The organism is Aquirufa sp. (assembly GCF_044342065.1).
Classification (GTDB): Bacteria; Bacteroidota; Bacteroidia; order Cytophagales; family Spirosomataceae; genus Aquirufa.
The window spans coordinates 169,548-195,402 of sequence record NZ_JBIIQN010000001.1 but is presented as its reverse complement, the minus strand read 5'-3'; the positions used below and the strand labels follow the sequence as shown (position 1 = coordinate 195,402).

Below are 25,855 nucleotides of genomic sequence, written 5' to 3'. Positions count from 1 at the left end.
TAAATATGGAAGCAATTACATCAAATCATCCGTTTGGATTTGTGTTTCGTTACCAATAATCATTTATGGCATACTAATTTTTTTGATTATTAAGTGATTGGTTGGGAATTTATATAACACCAAAAGACGCGAAGTATCGCGTCTCTACAATCCCGCATTTTCCCTATCTTTGTCCCTAATTATCCTTACAAAGATTCCCGAATGAAAGTAATTCAAGTCGTAGGCGCGCGCCCCAATTTCATGAAAGTAGCCCCGCTACATCGTGCCATTCAAAATCTTCCCGGCTGGACCTCCAAAATCGTACACACCGGTCAACATTTTGATGCCAAAATGAGCGACGTGTTCTTTACCCAACTCGAATTACCCAAACCCGATTTCTTTTTAGGCATCGGTGGAGGAACGCAATCCGAAGTGACAGCAAAAATCATGTTGGCATTCGAACCAATATTACTCGAGGAAAAACCTGATCTTGTCATCGTGGTAGGTGACGTAACGTCCACCCTCGCATGTACCCTAGTAGCCATTAAATTAGGTATTCCTTTAGCACATGTGGAGGCAGGTTTACGCTCCGGCGATCGAAATATGCCGGAAGAAGTTAATCGAATCTTGACAGACTCTGTAGCTAATTTTTTATTCGTAACCGAGCAAAGCGGCATCGACCACTTGAAGCGCGAAGGTGTATCCGATGATAAAATTTTCTTTACCGGAAACGTTATGATCGACTCCCTGGTACGCTACCAAGAAAAAGCAAAAAGTAGTACAATTTTAAAAGACCTCGGACTAATGTCTAACGTCCAGCGTCCAGCGTCTTATATTGTTATGACCATGCATCGCCCTGCCAACGTCGACACGGAACAGGGCCTAACATCCATTTTACGTTTAATCGAACTAAGCACAACACAAACCAAAATCGTTTTCCCTATACACCCACGGACCCGTGCGCACATGGAGAAATTTGGATTGCTAAACGCGATCGAAAATAATCCAAATTTAATCTTAACAGAACCTTTGGGCTATTTGGAATTCATCCAATTGATGAGCCACGCCCAAGCGATCTTGACCGATTCAGGCGGGATTCAGGAGGAGACTACCTACCTGGGTGTGCCTTGTTTGACCTTCCGCGATTCAACCGAAAGACCTATTACGGTGACGATGGGAACGAATCAGTTATTGGCCGACTTAGATCCCGACAAAACCTACGAGGCATTAACGCAGATTTTGAAAGGCGAAACGAAAAAAGGGGAAATACCTCCACTTTGGGATGGCAAAGCCGCCGAGCGCATCGCTGCTAAAATCAACGAACTTTTCGCATAAACATGCTTAAACCGCTCAAAATAGCCCTAATCTCCTATCACAACCAAAATGGTGGTGCCGGGATTGCCTGTGGCCGATTGCGCGATGCATTAACAAAAGCCGGACACCAGGTTAGCTACATCGTCCAAGAAAAAACGGGAAACGATACGTCAATAGCATTAAATACCAATCCATGGAGGAAGGCAATAAGTTGGTTAAGATTCATCCTTGAGCGACTCGCATACCTACCCTACGAAAAAAACAAAGACGTCCGATTCCTTTTCAATCCAGGTAAATTTGGGCAAGATTTAAGCCAACATCCTTTGATTCAAGAGGCCGATATCATTCATCTGCATTGGGTGAATTTTGGTATGCTTTCCATTCAAAACATCAAGCAATTATTGAATATAGGCAAACCCGTGTATTGGACGCTGCATGACATGTGGGCATTTACCGGCGGATGTCATCACAGCGGGGACTGCTTAAATTTTCAGGTAGCCTGTGGCAATTGTCAGGAATTTCTTAAGAATCCAGCAAAAAATGACTTGAGCCACCAAGTTTGGAAAGAAAAAGTCCAAGCATTCCAACAACCCAACCTCCACATCATCACCTGTTCAGATTGGCTAAAAGAACGTGCTTCATCCAGCAACATTTTGAAAAACCAAACCATTGAAAGCATCCCAAACGCGATCAATATCGAGCTTTTCAAACCTGCAAAAAAGGAGGACGCGAAAAAATCCTTAGGCCTAGACCCTGAAAAAAAACACATCCTTTTTGTAGCTATGCGCGTCAATGCACCCAAAAAAGGGTTTAGCTATTTAGAACAAGCACTAAAAGCTTTAGATAAGTCGACACACGAATTAATCGTGGTGGGCAATGCGCAGGACTTACCTGAACTACATCTGAACGCACACCATTTAGGTCATATCCGTTCCACTGAAAAAATGATTCAAATCTACCAAGCAGCTGATGTTTTTGTTACGCCATCTTTGGAAGAAAATCTGCCCAACACCATCATGGAAGCTTTAGCTTGTGGAACACCCTGTGTAGGGTTCAACATAGGCGGCATCCCGGAAATGATCGAGCATCAGGTTAATGGTTACGTGGCCAACTATAAATCAGCTGAAGACCTTACAACTGGATTAATGTGGACCTTGGCAAATGCCCCAGCAGCAGCAGCTCGAAATAAAGCCACGACATTCTATTCGGAAGAAATCATTTCAGCAAAACATGTAAACTACTATGCGCATGTCGGCTAAACTCAGCATCATCACCATCACATACCAGGCGGAAAAATACCTGGAACGCACCATCAAAAGTGTTTTGGAGCAAGGGATGCGTTCGGAAATTGAATATGTCGTAATCGACGGTGCATCAAAAGACGGAACCTTATCGCTAATCAATCAATACCGGGAGCACATTGATGTCTTCATCTCAGAGCCCGACTGTGGAATTTACGATGCCATGAACAAAGGCATACAAAAAGCAACAGGCGACTACCTGATCTTCATGAATGCCGGTGATTCTTTCGCGGATAACAACACCATAAAGCAAATCATAGAATCGATGCACCACCAACCTGATGTGATTGTTGGCGATGCCCTCTTTGTAGACATGGAAGGAAAAACCATCGGTTTACGCAGCGAAGTAACACCACACAGAATCCCGGAGAAATTAACTTGGGAATCCTTCCAATATGGTATGGTCATCTGCCATCAATCATTTATTATGAAGCGAACGATGGCGCCATTATTTGATGTAACCTACCGCTTAAGTTCAGATATAGATTGGGAAATTAATTGTTTAAAACTGAGTCATAAAACCATACAGTTGGACATACCTATTTGTCGTTATTTAACAGGTGGAGCGTCCGTGCAAAACCTAAAGCGTTCATGGCAAGAACGATATCAAGTCCTGAACAATCACTTTGGCTTCTGGCAAACCCTTATCGCGCATGTCAAGATAATTAGCCGAGGGATTCAATTCGCAATCAAAAAAGGGGGCAAATATTGGTAATTTCAGTAAATTGATTGCTTATGAGAATTACCCTATGTATCATTTTCTTTACACTGCTCAGCCTACAGGGATATAGTCAAAAATTCAAATTAGGAACCAGTATCGGTACGAGTTATATCCTTTGGCATGAAAACCAAATGACGCTGGATTTAGGTGGCCAATTAACGTTTCAATTACCTACGAAAAAATATCAAATTTTTGCGAAATTAAAAGCTTTGGGCAACCTATATGATAGCCCCGCTAATCCCAACTTGCTTCTTCATGTAGATAACACAACGAATCAACCAGTCCAAGCTTCCTATCGAGGTGGCCAAGCAGAAACTGGAATTCGTTGGAATGCCTCATCCGGATTTTCTCCTAGCCTAGCTTTGTCTAGTAAATCGATGGCAAGAAAACTGACCACCAACCAGTCGGCATATCTCGAAGAAGAAAAATATGCCCTGCATGGGGTCAATGCTGGCTTAGCATATAAAGCCCAGTGGAAAGAAACTTCCGTCGAATTAAATGGGCAAATCTTTGTTCCCCTCTACCAGCGCATAACCTTGTATGGAGAATTGGTTGGTATACCTAAATCAATCATGACCGCAAGCAATTCCCCAAGCTATCAAACAGCTTTGCACCTTCGATACAAGCGAGTGGGACTCACGCTGTCCTATGAAATTGTAAATTTCGGTAGCCCCCAAGGTCAAAGTTTGAATTCAATCAAATCTTCGCACGCCGATATACTATCTTCTTTACTCACATTTTATTTTTAAGCCATGCTACTTAGTTTACTTTTTTCAACTTGGCTTTTTGTTGCACCAGATAGTACCCGCGAATTAGCCAACGTAGAAGTTCGTGTACTTGAACAAAATCGCACACGACTTTCTAGTCCAGACGCATTTAACTTATTGAAATCGAAAGACATTCAGCCGATTCACAGCAATAGTTTTGCGACAGCTTTAAATGCACAAGCTGGGGTTCGGCTCGAAGAAAGAAGCCCGGGAAGTTATCGCGTAGCCATTCGAGGAAGTTCGCTTCGAGCACCATTTGGCGTACGAAATGTGAAAATCTATTGGAATCAAATCCCATTTACAGACGCAGGAAACAATTCGTACCTTGCTATTTTAGAGCCTGATATGATGGATCAATTGATCATCTTAAAAGGACCATCAGGCGGACTATATGGAGCCGGAACTGGGGGCAGTATGCTTTTTCAGGGACCCAATTTGGGACAAAAAAAACTGGAACATCAAGAAATCGTCAACTCATTGGGTGGTTATAGGCAGACTTGGGATATTCAGCATTCAGGACATCGCGTTTATGCATCGTTTTGGCAACAACCCGGTGCAAGGGATTGGTCGGCCATGAAAAAACAAGTCATAACCCATGAATATCAAAAGAATTTTGGAATTAATGGTTCACTACAAATCACATCATACTACGCAGACCTCGCCTATCAAACTCCCGGTGGATTAACCCGAACACAATTTACGGCAAACCCCTTTCAAGCGCGACCAGCTGCAGGTATTTTTTTAAGCGCAGCAGCTCAACAAGCCACTTTCAAATTAAAATCATTTGGTACGGGCATCCACCTTACGAATTCGTGGAATGGCAATTGGGGATACAGCCTTGCCAATTCCATACAAGTAAATAAGGTTGAAAACCCGACCATCCGAAACTACGAAATACGGCATGAGCCCAATGTCAGCAGCAGGGGTGTTATCCATTATCAGAAAAATAAATCGTCCATCGACTTTGGTTATGAATTCCAAATAGGCCAATTTGATAGCCAAACTTTCGGTAATCGAAAAGGAATCAAGGATACCTTGCAGACTTCACAAAATACCAACATTCAAAGTGGGAATCTTTTTGTTCAATGGGATTACCAAATCAATCCAAATTGGAATTCAACGGTTTCGCTCAGTGCCAATGGGTATTGGACTCAATACATAGGCAATGAACAAATTGTAACTCCCAGGCTTGCCATCGTGCGAAAATTAGGGAATCGCCAGCGGCTTGTTTTCAAAATTGCATCCGGATATTCTCCTCCGAGTATCGCTGAAATGCGTCCCTCTACAGGCATCATCAATACAAAGCTACGAGCTGAAAAAGGCTGGAATAAAGAAATCAGTTGGCGAGGACACTATGCCAACATTGAATGGGACATAAACGCCTATCAATTTGACTTAGACGAAACCATCGTAATTCGTAGGGCGGCAGATGGCTCCGACTATTTTGACAATACAGGCAGTACAACCCAACAAGGTATCGAAATAGGTTATCAAATCAACTTGGGCAAAAAACTCACGTTACGCAATTCCGAAAGCTTTCAAAATTTCCGATTTAATCAGTATAAATCGGGGACAAAAGACTACTCAGGGAATCGAATTACGGGAACGAGTCCGTTTCAGCATGCCAGTCTTATTCAATGGGAATTGCTTCCTACATTAACATGGACTGGCCAATTTTTATTTACAGATTACATGTATTTAAATGATGCCAATACCGATGTGCTACCTTCCTCGCGAGTTTGGAATTCGAGAATTCAATATCAACGGAAGTACTGGGAAATTTACTTGGCTGCAGAGAACTTGTTCAATGAAATATACGTTTCAGGGCCCGACTTGAATGCCATAGGAAGTCGATATTTCAATGCCGCTCCCGGTAGATACTTCCAGACAGGGCTGAAAATTAAACTGAATTAGGTCGGGTAAAATTCAATTTTTCCATAAGTTCAGCCGCATGTGAATCACTCACTGGAATATCAAAGGTCGCTATCTTAATTCGTTGCTGCTTAATGGATTCAATTTTGCGCAAGTTCACAATAAAAGATTTGTGAACGCGCATGAAACCGTGCGGAAGGACCTTCGATTCCAATGATTTCATGGTAGATTTTGTTAGGACAGGTCTACGCTCCCCATCCAAAAATATTTTCACATAATCCTTTAATCCTTCGATATGCGAAATTTGAGGAATTGAAATTCGCACGAGTGAATATTCTACATTCACAAAAAAGAAATCCTCCAATGGCTCCCCCGCCACCTGCTTCAAATTTGATACTGGGCTTTGTTGGTTGAAAACCTGAAATGCTTTATTGGCTGCTAATGAAAATCGTTCCAAACTGACCGGCTTCATCAGGTAATCAACCGCGTCCAATTGGTAACTCTCTACGGCGTAATTATCATAGGCTGTCACAAAAATAATCAAGGGTTTATGGGTCATAGTCTGTACGAATTGAGTACCTAACATGCCGGGCATTTGTATATCCAGAAAAATCAAATCAATCTTATTTGATTGAATTTGCTCCATCGCGTCAAAAGCGTTTTTACACGACGCAACTAAATTTAAAAATGGAATCTGACGGACATTTTCTTCCAACAACTTCCGACCCATATTTTCATCGTCCACGACAATGCAGTTCATCTTTTCCATAAATCTAATTTTGGTGTAGGGTCATTTGTAAATCAACCTCAAATTCATCATCGGTATCACGAATTGTAATTTTATGCTGATCGGGATACAAAAGTTCTAATCTGCGTAAGACATTTTTCAATCCAATACCCGAACTATCATCTTTAAAATCATCCTTGATTTTCCCTTTTTTATTTTTGACATGAAAAATCAGTTGGCCTTGATCTATCGAGAATTTAATTGCAATGAAAGGATCTTTCACAAATGAGACACCATGTTTAACCGCATTCTCTACAAAAGGAATCAATAACATAGGCTCAATCTTACAACCGCGAACCGTACCCATCATTTCAAATTCAATGGCGACATCCCCTTCAAACCGCATGCGTTGAAGGTCTACATAATTTCGGAGGTATTCCAATTCACGATCCAATGGAACCATGCTTTGATCAGAGTCATATAACATATACCGCATTAAGGAAGATAAACGAATCGTAACATCCTCAGCCTGTTTGTCGGCCTTTGTTCGAATCAAATAGACAATGCTATTTAAGATATTGAATATAAAATGGGGACTAATTTGCGATCGTAAAAATGATAGTTCTGACTTCAATTGTTCATTACTGCGCTCCTCTTTTTCTGCCTCAAAATTGATAAATTCAAGTAATAAACCATAGGTTGATGCTATGCCTGAAATCATGATTAAAGGAAAGATGCCTTGTGGGTCAAAAAAGCCTTTATGATCATCAAATGGTAAAAAATACAGATGGTAGAAAGCCTGAATCCCAAAAAACAGCGCTATAACGCCAAATAGACTTACGAAAAATACAAAAACACCAAAGCGTTTGAAAACATGTGGAACTAGAATTAGCGTGATGATATAAAATAGCGGAACTACGGTTAAAAGCTCCAGCCATATATGTTCAGAAAATTCCGGATTGACGTGCGCATGTGGGTGTTCATTTTCATGCGTTTGATGTACAGGACTAAGCAAAGGTAGACCAATCCACAATCCCCAAAGAATCAGATTAAATAATACCTTGAAGGTTAATTTGGTTTTGGGAAGATTCCAAGCTCGCCACATAATCACTGTTTTTGCAATACAAAGCTAGGCATTCAGGCTGAAATAATAAATACTAAGGACAAGCCGAACAATCTTGTCGACTTTCACCCCAATTACGCCGATTTTCATCCCCCAGGGTATCGTCAACTCAATCAGTTTACGCATCGAATTTCATAAAAAAGCAAACAAAAAAAGGCTGCCCAAATAGAGCAGCCTCATTTACTATGCAATCATCTGAATTAAAAATTTCGTTCTCCAGCTTCGCGTTTTCCTAACAATACAGCACCAACCATCGCCACAAAGAAAAGAATGGAGACTAATTCAAAAGGCAATAAATACTCCGAATACAGAACTTTACCTAAATTTTCAACCATACCGGTTTGGGAGGTAAAATTAGCCGTATTTTCTGCCGTAGGAGCAGGTAAATTATTCTTGTGAAATGCTGCAACAAGAATAACCAATAAGGTACCAGCGACCACCGATCCAGCCATTTTAGCCAATGAGGATTTCGATTCAGGCATGTTTTTACGTAAATCCAACATCATGATAACAAAGAGGAACAAAACCATGATGGCACCCGCATAAACAATGATATTAACGGCCATCAAAAACTGGGCATTTAACAACACATAATGTCCCGAAATACAAAAGAATGTAAACACCAAGTACAAAACACTGTGAATCGGGTTTTTTGCAAAAACGACCATCAGTGCACTTAAAAGTGTCAAGGCTGACAGAAAATACCAAATATTTGTAATCTCCATAATATGCTTATTTCCAACCGTCGCGTAAATAGCGCTGGTCCATGTTTTCTACTAACTTATCTTTCCCATAAATAACTTCATCGCGCGTACTGAATACGGGAACCATGGTATCATGACGCAAGAAGATGGCTTCTTTTGGACAAGCCTCCTCGCATAATCCACAGAAAATGCAACGCAACATATTTATTTCATAAACTTTGGCATACTTCTCTTCACGATACAGTTTTTCCTCTCCTTTCTTTCGCTCTTCTGCAACCATCGAAATAGCTTCAGCCGGACACGCTACGGCACAAAGTCCGCATGCAGTACAACGCTCAGCGCCCTGCTCATCCTTCTTCAAGATATGCTGTCCACGGTAAATAGGTCCTAGGTAACGTTTTTGCTCCGGATAACGTATCGTTACGGGTTTAGAGAAAAAGTGCTTCAGGGTCGTAGCCATACCGCCTACAATTGCAGGAAGGTACATGCGCTCAGCCAAAGTCATTTCGCCTTGTTCCAACACCTTTGTTTTATTACTTAATTTCATATGCCTAAGCTATTTTTTTCTTTCTTGAAAGGGCATCATTTACAAATAAGCCCACAAATAAAATAACAATCCCGCCTACTCCTGCAAGAATGGGCTGATCGATCAATATACCAAATCCCGTCACCACCACATTGAACATAGCCAAAGGAATCAACCCGGTCCACCCTAAGCCCATCAGTTGGTCATAACGAAAACGTGGTAGCGTCCAACGTACCCACATAAATACAAAGACAAAGAATAGTGCTTTTCCAATCAAAGCCCCAACACCAATGAAGGCGGCGGCATTTGAGCCTAACTGAGCTGCGATATACGAATACCCTGGATAATCGTAGCCTCCAAAAAACAAAGTTGCCATTACTGCGCCCGAAATAAACATATTGATGTATTCTGCGAATAAATAAAAGCCCAACTTCATTGAAGAGTATTCCGTATGATATCCACCGATCAACTCAGTTTCACACTCCGGTAAGTCGAAAGGCGTACGATTACATTCCGCAAATGCACAAATCAAGAAAATTACAAAACCAATCGGCTGTTGCAAGATATTCCAATGACCCGCTTGCTGGGCTTCTACAATTGCCTTGGTCGACAAAGAGCCCGATAGCATCAAAATCGCAATGATGGACATACCCATCGCTAATTCATAGGAGATGTTTTGTGATGCGGCACGTATTGCACCCAATAACGAATACTTGTTATTGGAAGCCCATCCGCCCACTAAAATCCCATATACCCCTAAAGAAACAATTCCAAAAACCCATAAAATACCGATGTTTACATCGATACCTTGTAAATCAAATGTTACTCCACTGATGGTTACTGTATCCCCAAAAGGAACTACCGCAGAAGTCATCAGAGCAGTTAACATAGATAAACACGGACCGGCGATAAACAACCATTTGTTGGAATTTGCCGGAATGAAATCTTCCTTCATGAACATTTTGACCGCATCAGCTAATGGTTGTAAAATACCAAAAGGACCCGCACGATCTGGACCGATTCGATCTTGCATAAAGGCAGCAATCTTCCGCTCAAAATACGTTGAATAAGCCGCTACACCCAGCGTAATCGCAAATACGATTCCGATAAAAATGGCCTTGGCGGTAAAAACATCATTAAATAATTCCATATCCTATTTCTTTGCAGGTAAACTAGCTTGATTCGTTAAAAAACTACGATCGCGATCGTCATCGATTAGTTTGTAATCGCGTGCTGCTTGGGCAATTGGAAAAGCAGGACGGATTAATCCAGCGCCATATTTATTAGCTGAAATCACTGAATGACGCGAAACATTGGTAGGTCCTTCTATCACCCAATCGCTCGTTTTCTTGCGATCGAAACGACACGTATTGCAAATAAATTCTTTCAATTCACCCCACTCATTCTTGCGACCCGTTACACGAATTACCTCATCACCGCGGTACCACAAAGTCACATTTCCAGAACATTTATCACATGAGCAGTGCGCTTCCATCGGTTTTGAGAACCAAACACGGCTCTTAAATCGATAGGTTTTATCAGTCAATGCGCCCACAGGACAAACATCAATCACATTTCCCGAGAAATCATTATCAATCGCTTTCTCTATATAGGTACTGATTTCAGCGTGATCTCCGCGATGCATCACACCATGAACACGGCCATCTGTGATTTGATCGGCAGTGTAAACACAACGATAACACAAAATGCAACGGTTCATATTCAACTTGATATTTTCCCCTAAATCAACTGGTTCAAATGTATTACGTTCCTCCACGGTACGCGTACTTGAAACCCCATGCTCAAAAGAAAAATCTTGTAGGTGGCATTCGCCAGCCTGATCACAAACCGGACAATCCAGTGGATGATTCAACAACAAAAACTCCACAATACCTTTGCGCGTTTCCAAAACCTGCTCATTGACTGTATTCTCAACGATCATACCGTCTTGAACAGCCGTGATACAGGCAGGAACTAATTTAGGCATCGGACGTGGATCCTTTTCTGAACCTGCCGTAACCTTCACCAAGCAAGCCCGGCATTTTCCGCCAGATCCTTGCAAAGGCTCATAATAACACATCGCAGGAGGTGCCACCTCAGGACCGATCATTCGAGCGGCCTGCATGATGGTGGTTCCCGGTTCTACTTCCAGGGTGATGTTGTCAATCGTAACTTTCATAATCTATCATCTAGCGGGTAATTCCCGGTTATTTGCTATGTAATTGGGACCATCGGTCCATAAATAAAGACGCAGAATACTGCACAGCGCGCTTTTTTAAATCTTGCTGGTACGCCGCTAACGCCGTAGGACTTAATTGTAGTAAGGAGGCTATTTTATCCACAAACACATGGACATCCCAGCTATCAACCAACAATTCATCCAATCCTTTCAGAAAATCATTTACACCTCCACTAGCTCGCACACCTACAATGGGTTTTCCTACGTGAGCAGCTTCTAACATCACTAAAGGAAACGGATCCTCCCGTGATGAAAGAAAAAATAAATTCATCGCTTCAAAATATGGTCGGCTATCTGAACATACCGGCAACAAATGTACCTGCTGGTTTTTATCCCAAACCGTCTTGCTTGCAAGCAATTCGTTCGAATAATCATTATCCAATAAGCCTAACCAGATAAAATGCACCGTTGGCATTTTATCAATCAACTTTTTTGCAACTTCCAAAAACACATCCGGTCCCTTTCTCCATTCAGCTAATCCGCAACTAAACACAATAGGCGAGTTGGCCGGTATTCTTAACGCCGCTCGCACCGGGTCATTTGTATTTTTAGTCGCCTCCGGTAACTCAATAATTGGAGGCAATAAATCAATAATTTCAGCCTTAACTCCTACCTCTTTCTCGAGTACTGTTTTAACTAAAGCCGAAACAGCATACACGCGACTCACTTGATTGGCCATAAACTTCCGATCTTCTTCAGAAGTAAAATTTGAAATCGAATAACTCAACTCATGCACATAAACCTCAAAAGGCACATGCAAGGTTACTAATTCACGTAACAAGGAAAGGGACGAAACCGTATTTCCAATAATGCAATCAAACGCCTCCTCGCTGAGCGAAGACAATATTTGAGACATTTTACGTTGACTTGGCGTCTTATCCCATTCTTCCGCTTGTCGGAGCCCTGGTAAACGTTGCTTAATCTTAAACCAAAGTGGACGATCGGTTTTCCAAACCCACACCTTAGCCACTTTTTTATATTCCTCCAATAAACTTCCGCCATCCACAAGCAACAAATAATTCGTGTAGCCTTGCGCCTTGCGCTCTTTTAACCAATGTAAAAGAACCAACTGCGCACCCGCACGATTTGCGTCATGGCCAACAAACAGTTTCTTGCTTTCTACCATTTATTTTGACCAACTAGCTCCTGGACGCATGTATACGGCACCTGGTTTTGTTGCCTCTTCCGGATGTGTAACATGCCACTCAAACTCATCTCTAAAATGACGAATTGCCGCCGCAACAGGCCAAGCCGCTGCATCACCCAAAGGACAAATCGTATTGCCCTCGATTTTCTTGGCTACATCAACTAATAAATCGATGTCTTCCAAACGACCCTTACCCGTTTCAATACGTTTGATTACCTTATCCATCCAGCCGGTACCTTCCCGACACGGTGAACATTGACCACAAGATTCATGGTGGTAAAAACGCGCAAAAGTTAAGGTATTATGCACAATACAGGTAGTCTCATCCATTACGATAAAACCGCCTGAACCTAGCATAGTTCCGGTTGCAAATCCACCATCAGAAAGAGATTCATAGGTCATTAAACGCTTCTCACCCGCATCAGTGGTAAGGATATTATCAGCTGACAAAATGGGCACAGAGGACCCTCCAGCCACAACAGCCTTTAATTTATGTCCGTCACGTATACCTCCGCAATATTCATCTGAGTATATAAATTCTTCCACCGTAATTCCCAACGGAATTTCATATACACCTGGCTTCTTAATATGACCAGAAGCTGAAATCAATTTAGTTCCTGTACTTCTTCCAACCCCAATCGCGGCATAAGCATCGCCGCCGTTATTGACAATCCAAGAAGTTGCCGCAATGGACTCCACGTTATTGACTACCGTGGGACATTGCCACAAACCTTTTACCGCGGGAAATGGCGGCTTATTACGTGGATTGCCACGTTTTCCTTCCAATGATTCCAGCAATGCTGTTTCTTCACCGCAGATGTATGCGCCACCACCGGGTTGGACAAAAAGATCTAAATCGTAGCCAGATCCTAAAATATTCTTACCTAATAATCCCTTATCATAAGCTTCTTGAATCGCTTTTTCAAGGATATTGATGACATACATCAACTCACCACGAACGTAGATATAAGAGGTATTAGCTCCCAAAGCAAAGCTTGAAACAATCATTCCTTCTAAGAGGGTATGTGGTGTCTTCCACATCAAATAGTGATCTTTAAACGTACCAGGCTCTGATTCGTCTGCGTTACACACAAGGTAACGAGGTACACCCTCGGGCTTTGCTAAGAATGACCACTTCATGCCCATAGGGAAACCTGCGCCCCCACGACCGCGAAGACCAGACTTCTTTACCTCTTCGGTAACTTCGTCTGGAGTCATTTTCTTTAACGCTTTTTTGACCGCTGAATACCCACCATGTTTCATGTACACGTCAATCGTGTCGATGTTAGGTACGTCTATATGTTCGGTTAATATCTTCATCCTAGGCCTTATTTACTCAATTCATCTATAATTTCATCCACCTTGTCATTCGTCAAATGCATGTAATATTTTTCACGGATTTGGAATACGGGACCCCAACCGCAAGCAGCTAAACACTCCACTTCTTTGATCGTAAACTTACCATCCTTCGTCGTCTCTCCTGTTTGAATACCCAAACGCTTCTTCAAGTGATCATACACCTCAACCCCTCCCATCAAACAACAAGGACCGGTACGACAATATTCAATTACATGCTCGCCCACAGGCTCCAAATGGAACATGGTATAGAATGTTGCCACCTCATATACCTCAATTGAACTAATGGAAAGCAAGGAAGCTACATAATCCATAACTTCCGGTGAACACCACTTCCACTCAGCCTGTGCTAAATGAAGAATAGGTAAAATGGCCGATTTGTGTTTCCCTTCTGGATAACGGGCAATAATCTTTTTAACCAATTCCAGCGTTTCTGCTGGGAAAATAATGTTGCTCATGTCTTAAGTATCTAACTCTCCTGCAATAACATTCATGGATGACATCGTTACGATTGCATCTGAAAGGGTGGTTCCCTTAATCATCTCAGGGAAAGCTTGGTAATAAATAAAGCCTGGTCGGCGGAATTTCAAACGATAGGGTGTCCGTCCTCCATCTGAAACCAAATAGAAACCTAATTCACCATTACCGCCTTCAACTGCGTGATAAACTTCTCCAACCGGTGCATCGATTTCGCCCATCACAATTTTAAAGTGATAGATCAATGCCTCCATATTGTGATATACATCCTGCTTATCTGGCAAATAATAATGCGGCGCATCTGCGTGGTAAGGTCCTTCAGGTAGATTGTCCATGGCTTGCTGAATAATGCGCAAACTTTGCCACATCTCCTCTTCGCGCACTAAAAAACGATCATAGGTATCACCCTTTGTTCCCACAGGTACATCAAACTCAAAATCCTCGTAAGATGAATAAGGATTCATCGCACGAACATCGTAATCAACACCAGTAGCCCGTAAATTAGGCCCCGTAAAGCCATAATTTAAGGCACGCTCAGCAGAAATTCCACCTACATTTTGCGTACGGTCCATAAAAATACGGTTACGCATTACAAGGCCTTCAAATTCCTTTAAAGCAGCCGGTAATTCTTTTAACAATTTATTGATTTTCTCCAAGGCAACGGGCGTAAAATCCCGCTCCATACCCCCAAAACGACCCATATTGGTGGTCAGACGGGCACCGCACATCTCCTCATAAATCTCATAAATGAATTCACGCCACTGATATACATACAAAAAGCCAGTCAAAGCTCCCGTATCTACCGCAAGAATCGAATTACACACAATGTGATCCGTTAAACGCGCGAGTTCCATCATGATTACCCGCATGTATTGCGCACGCTTGGGAACTTCAATACCCAATAACTTCTCAACCGTCATGTGCCAGCCCATGTTGTTAATGGGTGCTGAACAATAGTTCATCCGATCCGTCAAGGTGGTGATTTGGTAGAAAGGACGACGCTCAGCAATTTTCTCAAACGCACGGTGAATATATCCTACCGTCTGCTCCGCATCTACTATGGTTTCCCCATCCATTGTCAAAATGTTCTGGAAAATACCATGTGTGGCAGGGTGCGTGGGACCTAAATTTAGCGTTGAAAGGTCATTTACATAAGGACCGCCCTTTTGCGTCTTATCTAAACCTACATTAGGATTATTTACTAAGGCTACTTCTGACATGCTTTGTTCGCTTTTATCGTCCAAATAATTCATCAATTTTATCATGACGCGTTGCGTCTTCCAACGGATATTCCTTGCGCATTGGATGGTAATCCATCTCGTCCATATTCAAAATACGCGTCAAGTTCGGATGCCCATCAAATAAAATTCCATAAAAATCAAAAGCCTCACGCTCCATCCAGTTGGCTGTTGCGAATAAACCCGTAATCGTTGGAAAATTAGGGGCTTCGATTGGCGCATAGGCTTTAATCATTAAACGCACATTGTTTTCTAAACTGTGTAAATGATAAATTACACCCAGCTCTTGTCCTTTAGCATCCGGAAAATGTATTCCTGCTAAATCCGTCAAAAATTGAAATTTAAATACAGGGTGGGCATACAAGAAATGAAACATCGGAACAATGTTTTCTACCCCTGTCGTAAACTGTAAAATACCATGAGATTCTGTCACGCCATAGACAGATTCCGCTCCAAATTGTGCAACTAAAGCATCCGTTATTTGTTGATTCTCCATGCTCGTTATTCTATACCGTAAGATGCCAACAATGCCTTATACTCAGGCTCGTTTCTACGGCGAGTTGTTTCCTTTTTAGCCAATTCTTGAATTTGCATAAAGCCATCCAAGATTTGTTCAGGGCGGGGTGGACATCCTGGAACATACACATCAACCGGAATGATGCGGTCAATGCCTTGCAATACCGAATAGGTATCAAAAATACCACCTGAACAAGCACATGCGCCTACCGAAAGAACCCAACGAGGCTCAGCCATCTGCAAATACACTTGTTTAACAACCGGCGCCATTTTCTTCGAAATGGTTCCCATTACCATCAAAACATCCGCTTGACGTGCTGAAAAGCTCAAACGTTCAGCTCCGAATCGACCAATATCGTAATGGGATGCCATCGTGGACATGAACTCAATCCCGCAACATGAGGTTGCAAATGGCAATGGCCACAATGAATTAGCTCGAGCTAAACCGACCAAATTATCTAAACTTGTCGCAAAAAAACCAGCTCCCTCCACTCCTGGAGGCGCTTCTGCAACTTGAACCGTTGAATTACTCATATCTTTTTAGTCTGTTGAATATATAAACTTTAGGCTAGCCCAATATGTTTATTTTTCCCACTTTAAAATTCCTTTTTTGATGACATAAATGAAGCCGGCCAATAACAAACCCATAAATACGAGCATGTCATAAAAGCCATCCCAAGATAACGCACGAAAATTAACCGCCCATGGATACATGAAAACGATTTCTATATCAAACAGCACGAACAAAATCGCTACCAAGAAATACTTTACCGAAATAGGTGTACGCGCATCGCCAATAGACTCAATCCCACACTCGAAAGTGTCGTCTTTCTTGGCTGAATGGCGTTTGGGACCCAAAGCATGTGTCGCAAACATGGTTGCGAAAATAAAGGCTAATGCTGCCAATAGCTGAACGAATATCGGCAGAAAATCTTGAGGTTGATAGTTCATTACAAAGGCTAAATAAATGAAGCCGCAATTTACTGCATAAAATCTAAAATTTTAGAATTTATGCGAAAAAATCGTAGCTAAAAATCAGCCTTAGCTTTGAATCGCGTATTTTTTGAAAAGTGTACCAAAAAATCAAAAAAATCCTGTAATTTTGTCCGGCAAATAAGCGTAGTTCTTACACTCCTTCAAATTATTTGCCATGCTCGATTCCAACAAATTTCTTTTTGAGGCTTTAACATACGATGACGTATTGTTATTACCTGCCTATTCAGAAGTATTACCTCGTGAAGTTAGTACGCAATCCCGCTTAACACGCAACATCTCATTGAACATTCCCATTGTTTCCGCTGCAATGGATACAGTTACCGAAGCGGACCTTGCTATTGCCCTAGCACAAGAAGGCGGAATTGGAATCATTCATAAAAACATGACGATTGATCAGCAGGCAGCTCAAGTGCGCAAAGTAAAGCGTTCTGAGTCGGGGATGATCATTGATCCTGTTACCTTAAAAGACAATCAAACCTTAGGCGATGCACAACGCATCATGAAGGAATTCAAGATTGGTGGTATTCCAGTCATTGACGATAATGGCCATTTGGTGGGAATTTTAACCAACCGCGATTTACGTTTCCAAAAGCAAACAGCACGCCCAGTGGCTGAGATCATGACCAAAGACAATTTGATTACGGCCAAAGAGGGTATCAGCATGGAGAAAGCCGAAAGCATTTTGCAAGAATATAAAATTGAAAAACTTCCAATCATTGACAAAAATGGAAAATTGATTGGTTTAATTACCTATAAAGATATACTAAAGCGCAAGTCACACCCTTTGGCGTCTAAAGATTCCCTAGGCCGTTTGCGCGTAGGTGCTGCTGTAGGCGTGACCCCTGATTTGATTGACCGCGTGCAAGCATTAGTGAACGTGGGAGTAGATGTCATCAGCATCGATACCGCACATGGACACTCAAAAGGCGTTATTGATGCGTTGAAATCTGTAAAGAAAGCATTTCCAACATTAGACGTTATCGTAGGAAACATTGCTACCGGCGAAGCGGCGCTAGCCCTAGCTAAAGCGGGAGCAGATGCCGTCAAAGTGGGTGTAGGCCCAGGTAGTATTTGTACCACTCGTATCATTGCGGGCGTGGGCATGCCGCAGTTGACAGCTGTTTATGAAGCAGCGAAAGCATTAGCAAAATATGATGTTCCCGTAATTGCTGACGGAGGAATTCGTTATTCAGGTGATGTGGCAAAAGCCATCGCAGGAGGAGCAAGTACGGTCATGATTGGATCCTTATTAGCTGGAACGGATGAGGCACCCGGTGAAATGATCATTTTAGAAGGACGTAAATTCAAATCGTATCGCGGCATGGGTTCTTTGGAAGCCATGGAAGATGGATCGAAAGATCGTTATTTCCAAGATGCAGAAGATGATATCAAGAAGTTGGTCCCAGAAGGAATCGTAGGTCGCGTTCCGTTCAAAGGCTCAGTAACGGAAATTTTATACCAAATGGTTGGCGGATTAAAAGCCGGCATGGGTTATTGTGGTGCATCATCCATCGAGGCTATGCAACAAGCCAAATTTGTTAAAATCACATCTGCTGGGGTGAAAGAAAGTCATCCGCACGATGTGAGTATTTCGAAAGAAGCGCCGAATTATTCGGTCAAGTAATACGCAGGAGCGAAAAAAAATACAATGCTATAATTAGATTATAACAAATTGATTAATAGCATTATACAACTATTAATAAAATTGGTCTTGTACCATGATTGAAATAAGAAAGTACTTCGATCGTATTGTACCTATGTCAGATAACGATTGGGCATTTTTTTCTTCCAAACTGACTCGTCGGACATTTCCCAAAAAATCAATTATCCTCCCGCAAGGAACAATAGAAAACTTCCTTTCCTTTATTGAAAAAGGGATGACTCGCATGTGTATTCCAAAAGAAATAGACGACCTAACCTTTAGCTTTGAATTTGAAGGTAATTTCACAAGCGCCTATAGTTCTTTTTTGACCCAACAACCAAGTGAATATCAAATCGAGGCCATTACAGAAACGGTTTTGTGGAGCATTTCCCACGCAGATTTGCAGGAAATTTATGCGCACACGTCGATTGGAAATACCTTAGGTAGATATGCCAGTGAAGGGCTTTACATAAAAAAGACCAAACGCGAATTATCACTTTTAAACCAATCAGCAGAAGATCGGTATTTGAATTTATTTACAGAAGAACCTCGCTTATTGCAACAAATCCCTCTCAAATACATCGCGTCCTATATCGGTATTACCCCTCAAGCGCTCAGCCGAATACGCGCACGCATTTCTTAACTTAGGTTCATGGTTTATGTTTGAGTCGATAGGTAGTTTTGCCTATAACTGAACAATAAAAAACATGAACAAATTATTCCTTTCCATCACATTAGTTACCATTTTAGGTACAGTCGTTAACGCTTATGGGTTAAATCCATATCATGCCATCATTAAAAGTAAGGTCAGACAACAATTTGGCTATGTCAATCAACATCAATACGATGAACTTTTAAAAGGGGTATCCGACGAAACGTTGGAACATTCATTTGCCGGAGACCATTCCTTAGGGGGTGTTCGACATGATAAAGTGAATCTTAAAAAATGGTTTGAACGCTTAGGCACGGTATTACCTGACTTGAAAATAGAAATTTCAGACATTCAAGTGAAAGGTGGGCCGAATAATACCCTAGTCATTGTCCGCTGGAAAGCCACATGTGTATTACTAAATGGTGAGTCTTACACGAATTATGGCGCTCATTTTATCACCCTCAAATGGGGTAAAGCCGTAAAATTTGATGTATATGAGGACACAAAAACCGTGTCTCATGGACTAGATGTTCAATTCGAAGCTGGTATTAAAGAAGCAAAGGCTCCGAAAATTGAAAGCTAAAGCAAACGATTGCACAGCGATGTAAGCCCAAAAGCCAACCTTGAACGGTTGGCTTTTTTTATGCTTGATAATTTTGAATGGTGTCCACGAAACACTGCACTTTATCGGGGTGAATATCGGGATAAACCCCATGACCTAAATTAGCAATATACCGCTGCGTCCCGAAAGCCTTCAACATCGCCTTGGTTTCAGCCTCCACGGTTTTGAAATCACCATAGAGAGCACACGGGTCTAAATTGCCCTGTAAGGTTTTATTTGGGCCAACTAATCTACGTGATTCTGCAATGTCCATATTCCAATCTAAGCCAATGGTTGCACAATTTAATTGGGCCATTTCTTCGCGGGCAAAGAAAGCTCCTTTGGCAAAAAGCGTAACAGGCACTTCTTGAATCGCATCACAAATCTGTCTCAGATAGGGTGTGGAGAAAGCACTGTATTGCGTGGGCGATAAAATGCCCGCCCAAGAATCAAATATTTGTAACAAATTTGCCCCGGCAACAACTTGAGCTTTTAAATAAGCGATTGTTGAGTCTGTTATCTTTTGTAGTAAAGCGTGTGCCAACTCTGGCTCAGCGTATAACATCTTTTTCGCTTGGGAGAAGGTTTTGGAACCCTTTCCTTCTACCATGTAACAAAATATGGTAAAGGGCGCACCCGCAAATCCAATTAACGGAACCCGTCCGGCTAATTCTTTTTTGACGATTTTAATGGCGTCTAACACGTATTTCAAATCTTCTTCTGGATTTGCATCGCGGATTTTAGCTAAATCGGCTTTTGACCTAATAACTTCTGGGAACACAGGACCTTTTTGTTCTTCCATTAAATAGGGCAATCCCATCGCCTCAGGAACGACAAGAATATCCGAGAAAATAATCGCGGCATCTACTCCAAAACGGTCTACAGGCTGAATGGTCACCTCTGCAGCCATTTCTGGATTTGTCGCAAGACCAATAAAGGACCCTGCTTTCGCGCGAACTTCCCGGTACTCGGGTAAAATCCGGCCTGCTTGACGCATTACCCAAACAGGTACACGTTCTGTGGCTAAGCCTTGCGCGGCACGAAGAATGAGGTCGTTTTGTAGTTTTTCCATATCGAGTGCAAAGGTAAAAAAAATAGTCCGAAGGAAAATAGTCCGAAGTCCGAAGGCTTATAGATATTTAACTTCGTTTCGGTTAAGAGATCGTGATAGACCATTTAACATTTTTGAGATTTCAATTAAGCTATTATTGCATTTATTAAATTCCTCAGCGGAGACATAGTTAAGTTTAAATGACAAATAATTCATAGAACGCACTTCACTTGCGGAACCCAATGCAATAAACAAAAATCGCTTAAACTCTTTATCTGAGCTTCGATCAAATCCCTCAGCAATATTATTAGCTATGGAAACCGATGCCCTTTGAATTTGATTTTTAAACCCCCAATCCTGATTCTTTGCATACAGCTTGTATACTGTAATTGCCAAATCAATAGACTTTTGCCAAACTAGTAAATCTTCAAATTTAGAAACACGCATACATTTATTTCTCAAACGATATATCTGCTTTGAATTGTATCTACAAACTGATATTCCTTCGGACTCTTTCCCTCCGGACTAATCTCCTCCGGACTAACTCCCTCCAGACTTCAGCCTTTTTTCCTTACCTTTGTCTCCATCATGGCCCAACTATCCGCGCGCTTTATTACGAGCAATACTGAATATAAATCTTGCCCGCCGGCACGATTCCCCGAATTTGCGTTCATTGGACGATCAAATGTGGGTAAATCTTCGTTGATCAACTCGCTTACTTTTCACAAAGGTTTAGCCAAAACTTCGCAAACTCCAGGTAAAACACAACTCATCAATCACTTCATGATTGACGACAAATGGTACCTAGTCGATTTGCCAGGATATGGATTTGCCAAAGTAAGCAAGGAAAAAAGACGTGATTTTGAAAAAATGATCTTTGATTATTTGATAAATCGGGAAAACCTAACCTGCCTTTTTGTACTGATTGACATCCGACTTAAACCGCAGGCCGTCGATATTGAATTCATGAGCCGCATGGTCGAGCATGAAATTCCGTTTCATATGGTATTTACTAAAGCCGATAAGCTTTCTCAAAAGCAAGTGAATGAAAGTGTCGAGGTTTATAAAAACTTCCTACTTGACATGTGGGATGAGCTTCCCGAAATATTTATCACCTCGGCAGAAAAACACGTTGGGAGGGAAGAAATTTTAGCCAACATTACCGAATTAATTCAAACATCCCCTTATAAAATAGGGAAATCTTAATACTTTTGCTGCCATCAATAGCTATAAACACATGGAATTATTAAACGAAGTTGCGCATATTTCTGGTAAACCCGGATTATTTAAAGTGTTAAAACCTACCCGTACAGGTGTAATCGTGGAAACACTTGACGCAGCGAAACAAAAATCAGTCGTAGGAGGTCAAACAAGAATTTCTGTCCTTAAAGACATCTCGCTTTACCTAGCTGATCATCAAGATAGCACCCTGCCCTTAGCTGATTTGTTTTTACAAATCCATGCAAAATTTAATGGCTCATTGCCATTAGAGCCTAAAAAAGCCGCTGATGCTGAACTTTATGCCATCATTGCTGAGGTAGTTCCCAACTATGATTCCGATCGCGTTTTTGCTTCCGATATCAAGAAAATTTTAAGTTGGTATTTGATACTTTTTACACACGTTCCCGAATTGTTCCCTGCTAAAGTCGAAAAAGCGGCTAAAGTAGAGAAAGAACCGAAAGCTGAAAAAGCGCCGAAAGCAGAGAAAAAACCTGCAGCAAAAAAAGCAGCAAAATAAACGATCTTCGAATGGAGGACGTCATCATAATACGACCCATTGAACCACAAGACAACCAATCACTCGCTGAAATAATTCGAGCGACTTTGACTGAATTTGGTGCAAATAAACCGGGTACGGTATTCTTTGATCCTACTACAGACGCACTTTTTGAACTTTTCAGAACACCCAAGTCATTCTACTACGTCGCATTACGAAATAATAGTATTGTAGGAGGTTGTGGTATTTTCCCAACGGCCAATCTTCCAGATGGGACCTGTGAACTCGTAAAGCTCTATGTCCATAAATCGGCAAGAGGAACAGGTACCGGAAAAAAACTCATGGAACAATCACTCGAATGGGCCAAAAACAATGGATACTCGCAAGTTTACCTTGAATCCATGCCCGAACTTTCTAAAGCCATTTCCATTTATGAGATGCAAGGATTCACGAAACTTGGAAAACCACTGGGCAATAGCGGCCACGATGGTTGCGATATTTGGATGCTAAAAACCTTATAAAAAAAGACCTTGATTTTTATCAAGGTCTTTTTTTTATTTCAATGAGTTGATGTATTTGGCCAACTTCACCGCATCATCTTTTGGTACTGTCATAGGTGCCATCGGAGGATAACCAGGCCAGTTAGATGGCTGAGGTTTCGCGATTAAGGATACAATCTTGTCTACCGAATATTTCTTCTTTGCTACATCTTTGTATGCAGGACCTACTAAACGTGCATCTATTTTATGGCACGCAAAACAAGTGTATTTTTGCATCAATGGCTTAATATCAGCCGGAAAATCTTCAGCTTTCGCCTCAAATCCAAAAGCAGCGACACCTAAAGCTGCAGACAAAATAAATTTAGAGATAGTTTTCATATGTTTTAAATAATCTTTTGAGGATAGTCGTATTGAAGAGCAAATTAAAGCTTTTTTTGGAAAAACGCTATCCCTTATTGGCAGAATCTACCGCATTTCTTACACTTCCGTGTTTTTCGAGCAATTCAGCTGCAATTTCTTCACTCACGCCCGTCGCTTCACAAACCATGCGTATAGCTCGTAAGACCAACTTATGGTTACTTAATTGCATGTCTACCATCTTGTTCCCTCGAACTCGCCCTAAGCGAATCATAACTGCAGTAGAAATCATATTCAGTACTAATTTTTGAGCCGTTCCCGACTTCATGCGCGTACTTCCTGTCACATATTCAGGACCTACTAGCACCTCAACTGGATATTTCGCTTCTTTTGCAATGGGACTTCCTCCATTACACACGATACATCCTGTCAGAATCTCGCGCGCATTTGCTTCCTTCAACCCTCCAATCACATAAGGCGTTCTACCAGATGCAGCAATACCAATCACCGTATCCAAAGGCCCAATATCGTAGGCTTCCATATCCTTCCATGCCTGATTCGGATCATCTTCTGCATTTTCAACGGCCTTCCGAATCGCACCATCCCCTCCTGCAATAATCCCAATCACCATATCAAAAGGCACCCCGTAAGTTGGCGGACATTCCGAAGCATCTACCACACCCAAACGTCCTGAAGTTCCTGCTCCGATATAAAACAAACGTCCCCCTTGCTCCATGCGTGGGACAATTTGATGCACCAAAACCTCAATGTGAGGTATAACCTTCTCTACAGCCAAAGGCACTGTTTTATCTTCCGCATTGATTTGACGCAATAAAGTATCAACTGATTGCTTGTCTAAATCTTCGTATTTGGACGTTGACTCAGTAGCCAACAATGTTAAATCTTCTGCCATCTTATTCGGATAATGCTTTATAGTTTGCAAAGAAATGTGGAATGGTTTCGATGCCTTTATAAAAGTTAAATAATCCATAGTGTTCGTTCGGAGAGTGAATGGCATCCGTATCCAAACCAAAACCCATCAAAATAGATTTAACCCCTAATTCTTTTTCGAACAATGCCACAATTGGAATACTTCCTCCACCACGGGTAGGCACTGGCTCTTTTCCAAACGTTGTGGCCAAAGCATCCGAAGCCGCTTGGAAAGCTATGCTATCCGTTGGCATTAAATAGGCTTCCCCTCCATGATGAGCCTTCACACTTACCTTTACGCCCTTCGGCGCAATCGATGTAAAGTGCTCTGTGAACAAACGTGTAATTTCAGCTGAACTTTGATTAGGCACTAAACGCATGGATATTTTTGCATAAGCCATGGAAGGCAAAACCGTTTTAGCGCCCTCACCCGTATAACCTCCCCAAATACCATTAACATCCAAGGTTGGGCGAATAGATGCTCTTTCTATGGTTGAATATCCTTTCTCTCCATGTACGGACTGAATTCCTAAATCCTTTTGGTAAGCTTCTAAATCAAATGGAGTTTGTGCCATGGCAGCGCGATCAGAAGCACTCAGATCCATAACCCTATCATAAAAACCCGGTATGGTAATGTGATTGAATTCATCATGCAATGAAGCAATCATTTGACACAATATATTGATTGGATTTGCGACGGCACCCCCATAAACACCCGAGTGTAAATCACGATTTGGCCCTTGAACTGCAACTTCCATGTAACTTAAGCCACGTAAACCTACATCAATCGAGGGAATATCATTGGCAATGATTGCCGTATCAGAAATCAAGATGACATCTGATTTGAGTAAATCTTTGTGTGATTCCACAAATACACCCAAATTATCAGAACCAACCTCCTCTTCACCTTCAATCATAAATTTCACATTGCAGGCTAATTCACCACTTGCCAACATCGCCTCAAAAGCTTTGACATGCATAAATACCTGCCCTTTATCATCGCAAGCACCACGAGCAAAAATCAAACCATCTTTTATGATAGGCTCAAATGGTGGATTATCCCACAAATCCAATGGATCGGCTGGCTGTACGTCATAGTGACCATATACCAAAACCGTCGGCGCTGCAGGATCAATCATTTTTTCACCATAAACAATAGGGAAACCTGCGGTCTCTTCTAAACGTACATGATCAGCTCCAGCTTGACGCAAATTAGTAGCGACCCATTCAGCTGTTTGGCGAACAGAAGCCGCATAAGCAGGATCCGCAGAAATAGAAGGAATGCGTAAAAAGTCAAGAAGTTCAGCTAAAAAACGATCGCGATTAGCTTCAATATAATGTTGTGTTTGTGTCATATTCAGAAGGCGGAATGGATTACAATTCCTCGAACAAATATAAAAAA

At 41.7% G+C, this 25,855-nt stretch carries 29 protein-coding genes; 11 read left to right on the top strand and 18 right to left on the bottom strand.

Annotated features, from left to right (window positions below):
• Positions 1–201: 201 nt before the first annotated feature.
• From wecB to ACIQZ2_RS00865, 5 genes are read left to right on the top strand one after another with little or no spacing between them, the layout of a single operon-like run.
• Positions 202–1,314 (top strand): non-hydrolyzing UDP-N-acetylglucosamine 2-epimerase, encoded by a 1,113-nt coding sequence (wecB, locus tag ACIQZ2_RS00885; RefSeq protein ID WP_395766941.1) that lies wholly within the window; start codon positions 202–204, stop codon positions 1,312–1,314.
• Positions 1,315–1,316: 2 nt separating this feature from the next.
• Entirely contained in the window at positions 1,317–2,552 is a 1,236-nt protein-coding gene (locus ACIQZ2_RS00880) for a glycosyltransferase (protein WP_395766940.1), read from the top strand.
• The gene (locus ACIQZ2_RS00875) at positions 2,542–3,309 is read left to right on the top strand and encodes a glycosyltransferase family 2 protein (protein WP_395766939.1); all 768 of its coding nucleotides are present in this window, start codon (positions 2,542–2,544) and stop codon (positions 3,307–3,309) included. The genes ACIQZ2_RS00880 and ACIQZ2_RS00875 overlap by 11 nt, the downstream gene beginning before the upstream one ends.
• Before the next feature lie 20 nt (positions 3,310–3,329).
• Positions 3,330–4,064 carry a hypothetical protein gene (locus ACIQZ2_RS00870; RefSeq protein ID WP_395766938.1) on the top strand — a complete coding sequence of 245 codons (735 nt, stop codon included), beginning with the start codon at positions 3,330–3,332 and terminating at the stop codon, positions 4,062–4,064.
• 3 nt (positions 4,065–4,067) lie between these two features.
• Positions 4,068–5,996 carry a TonB-dependent receptor gene (locus tag ACIQZ2_RS00865; RefSeq protein ID WP_395766937.1) on the top strand — a complete coding sequence of 643 codons (1,929 nt, stop codon included), beginning with the start codon at positions 4,068–4,070 and terminating at the stop codon, positions 5,994–5,996.
• Here the strand turns inward: ACIQZ2_RS00865 and ACIQZ2_RS00860 are convergent.
• The 13 genes from ACIQZ2_RS00860 to ACIQZ2_RS00800 form a co-directional block, all read right to left on the bottom strand.
• Positions 5,983–6,723, bottom strand: a complete 741-nt coding sequence (locus ACIQZ2_RS00860) for a LytR/AlgR family response regulator transcription factor (protein WP_395766936.1) — start codon at positions 6,721–6,723, stop codon at positions 5,983–5,985. The genes ACIQZ2_RS00865 and ACIQZ2_RS00860 overlap by 14 nt on opposite strands.
• Before the next feature lie 4 nt (positions 6,724–6,727).
• Positions 6,728–7,786: a sensor histidine kinase gene (locus tag ACIQZ2_RS00855; RefSeq protein ID WP_395766966.1), complete on the bottom strand. Its 1,059-nt coding sequence runs from the start codon at positions 7,784–7,786 to the stop codon at positions 6,728–6,730.
• 218 nt (positions 7,787–8,004) lie between these two features.
• Positions 8,005–8,529 (bottom strand): NADH-quinone oxidoreductase subunit J, encoded by a 525-nt coding sequence (locus ACIQZ2_RS00850; protein WP_395766935.1) that lies wholly within the window; start codon positions 8,527–8,529, stop codon positions 8,005–8,007.
• 7 nt (positions 8,530–8,536) lie between these two features.
• Positions 8,537–9,055: a NuoI/complex I 23 kDa subunit family protein gene (locus ACIQZ2_RS00845; protein ID WP_395766934.1), complete on the bottom strand. Its 519-nt coding sequence runs from the start codon at positions 9,053–9,055 to the stop codon at positions 8,537–8,539.
• Between the two features lie 4 nt (positions 9,056–9,059).
• Entirely contained in the window at positions 9,060–10,184 is a 1,125-nt protein-coding gene (nuoH, locus tag ACIQZ2_RS00840) for an NADH-quinone oxidoreductase subunit NuoH (protein WP_395766933.1), read from the bottom strand.
• Between the two features lie 3 nt (positions 10,185–10,187).
• On the bottom strand, positions 10,188–11,213 hold the full coding sequence (locus tag ACIQZ2_RS00835) for a 2Fe-2S iron-sulfur cluster-binding protein (RefSeq protein WP_395766932.1): 1,026 nt from the start codon (positions 11,211–11,213) through the stop codon (positions 10,188–10,190).
• 28 nt (positions 11,214–11,241) lie between these two features.
• A complete protein-coding gene (locus ACIQZ2_RS00830; protein WP_395766931.1) occupies positions 11,242–12,399 on the bottom strand; it encodes a glycosyltransferase in 1,158 nt (385 codons plus the stop codon).
• Entirely contained in the window at positions 12,400–13,740 is a 1,341-nt protein-coding gene (gene nuoF, locus ACIQZ2_RS00825) for an NADH-quinone oxidoreductase subunit NuoF (protein WP_395766930.1), read from the bottom strand.
• Between the two features lie 8 nt (positions 13,741–13,748).
• Positions 13,749–14,234, bottom strand: coding sequence for an NADH-quinone oxidoreductase subunit NuoE (nuoE, locus tag ACIQZ2_RS00820; protein WP_395766929.1), 486 nt, complete (start codon positions 14,232–14,234; stop codon positions 13,749–13,751).
• Positions 14,235–14,237: 3 nt separating this feature from the next.
• On the bottom strand, positions 14,238–15,473 hold the full coding sequence (gene nuoD, locus ACIQZ2_RS00815; protein ID WP_395766928.1) for an NADH dehydrogenase (quinone) subunit D: 1,236 nt from the start codon (positions 15,471–15,473) through the stop codon (positions 14,238–14,240).
• 13 nt (positions 15,474–15,486) lie between these two features.
• Positions 15,487–15,987, bottom strand: a complete 501-nt coding sequence (locus ACIQZ2_RS00810; protein ID WP_395766927.1) for an NADH-quinone oxidoreductase subunit C — start codon at positions 15,985–15,987, stop codon at positions 15,487–15,489.
• A 5-nt stretch (positions 15,988–15,992) separates the two neighbouring features.
• Positions 15,993–16,541: an NADH-quinone oxidoreductase subunit B gene (locus ACIQZ2_RS00805; RefSeq protein WP_395766926.1), complete on the bottom strand. Its 549-nt coding sequence runs from the start codon at positions 16,539–16,541 to the stop codon at positions 15,993–15,995.
• Positions 16,542–16,589: 48 nt separating this feature from the next.
• On the bottom strand, positions 16,590–16,958 hold the full coding sequence (locus tag ACIQZ2_RS00800) for an NADH-quinone oxidoreductase subunit A (RefSeq protein ID WP_395766925.1): 369 nt from the start codon (positions 16,956–16,958) through the stop codon (positions 16,590–16,592).
• A 199-nt stretch (positions 16,959–17,157) separates the two neighbouring features.
• On the opposite strand from ACIQZ2_RS00800, the gene guaB reads away from it, so the two are divergent.
• The 3 genes from guaB to ACIQZ2_RS00785 all read left to right on the top strand — a co-directional run bounded on the left by guaB (position 17,158) and on the right by ACIQZ2_RS00785 (position 19,880).
• Positions 17,158–18,627: an IMP dehydrogenase gene (guaB, locus tag ACIQZ2_RS00795; protein WP_395766924.1), complete on the top strand. Its 1,470-nt coding sequence runs from the start codon at positions 17,158–17,160 to the stop codon at positions 18,625–18,627.
• A 94-nt stretch (positions 18,628–18,721) separates the two neighbouring features.
• Positions 18,722–19,288 carry a Crp/Fnr family transcriptional regulator gene (locus tag ACIQZ2_RS00790; RefSeq protein WP_395766923.1) on the top strand — a complete coding sequence of 189 codons (567 nt, stop codon included), beginning with the start codon at positions 18,722–18,724 and terminating at the stop codon, positions 19,286–19,288.
• A 64-nt stretch (positions 19,289–19,352) separates the two neighbouring features.
• Positions 19,353–19,880: a nuclear transport factor 2 family protein gene (locus ACIQZ2_RS00785; protein WP_395766922.1), complete on the top strand. Its 528-nt coding sequence runs from the start codon at positions 19,353–19,355 to the stop codon at positions 19,878–19,880.
• A gap of 58 nt (positions 19,881–19,938) precedes the next feature.
• Here the strand turns inward: ACIQZ2_RS00785 and hemE are convergent, their stop codons facing one another.
• Entirely contained in the window at positions 19,939–20,970 is a 1,032-nt protein-coding gene (hemE, locus tag ACIQZ2_RS00780) for a uroporphyrinogen decarboxylase (RefSeq protein ID WP_395766921.1), read from the bottom strand.
• Between the two features lie 57 nt (positions 20,971–21,027).
• Positions 21,028–21,396 (bottom strand): four helix bundle protein, encoded by a 369-nt coding sequence (locus ACIQZ2_RS00775; RefSeq protein WP_395766920.1) that lies wholly within the window; start codon positions 21,394–21,396, stop codon positions 21,028–21,030.
• 141 nt (positions 21,397–21,537) lie between these two features.
• On the opposite strand from ACIQZ2_RS00775, the gene yihA reads away from it, so the two are divergent.
• From yihA to ACIQZ2_RS00760, 3 genes are read left to right on the top strand one after another with little or no spacing between them, the layout of a single operon-like run.
• Positions 21,538–22,155, top strand: a complete 618-nt coding sequence (yihA, locus tag ACIQZ2_RS00770; RefSeq protein WP_395766919.1) for a ribosome biogenesis GTP-binding protein YihA/YsxC — start codon at positions 21,538–21,540, stop codon at positions 22,153–22,155.
• Positions 22,156–22,186: 31 nt separating this feature from the next.
• The gene (locus tag ACIQZ2_RS00765; protein WP_395766918.1) at positions 22,187–22,687 is read left to right on the top strand and encodes a DUF5606 domain-containing protein; all 501 of its coding nucleotides are present in this window, start codon (positions 22,187–22,189) and stop codon (positions 22,685–22,687) included.
• A gap of 11 nt (positions 22,688–22,698) precedes the next feature.
• Entirely contained in the window at positions 22,699–23,187 is a 489-nt protein-coding gene (locus ACIQZ2_RS00760) for a GNAT family N-acetyltransferase (RefSeq protein ID WP_395766917.1), read from the top strand.
• Between the two features lie 33 nt (positions 23,188–23,220).
• Here the strand turns inward: ACIQZ2_RS00760 and ACIQZ2_RS00755 are convergent, their stop codons facing one another.
• The 3 genes from ACIQZ2_RS00755 to ACIQZ2_RS00745 all read right to left on the bottom strand — a co-directional run bounded on the left by ACIQZ2_RS00755 (position 23,221) and on the right by ACIQZ2_RS00745 (position 25,808).
• Positions 23,221–23,544 (bottom strand): c-type cytochrome, encoded by a 324-nt coding sequence (locus ACIQZ2_RS00755; protein WP_395766916.1) that lies wholly within the window; start codon positions 23,542–23,544, stop codon positions 23,221–23,223.
• A 67-nt stretch (positions 23,545–23,611) separates the two neighbouring features.
• A complete protein-coding gene (murQ, locus tag ACIQZ2_RS00750; protein ID WP_395766915.1) occupies positions 23,612–24,436 on the bottom strand; it encodes an N-acetylmuramic acid 6-phosphate etherase in 825 nt (274 codons plus the stop codon).
• Position 24,437: 1 nt separating this feature from the next.
• Positions 24,438–25,808 (bottom strand): dipeptidase, encoded by a 1,371-nt coding sequence (locus tag ACIQZ2_RS00745; RefSeq protein WP_395766914.1) that lies wholly within the window; start codon positions 25,806–25,808, stop codon positions 24,438–24,440.
• Positions 25,809–25,855: the final 47 nt, after the last annotated feature.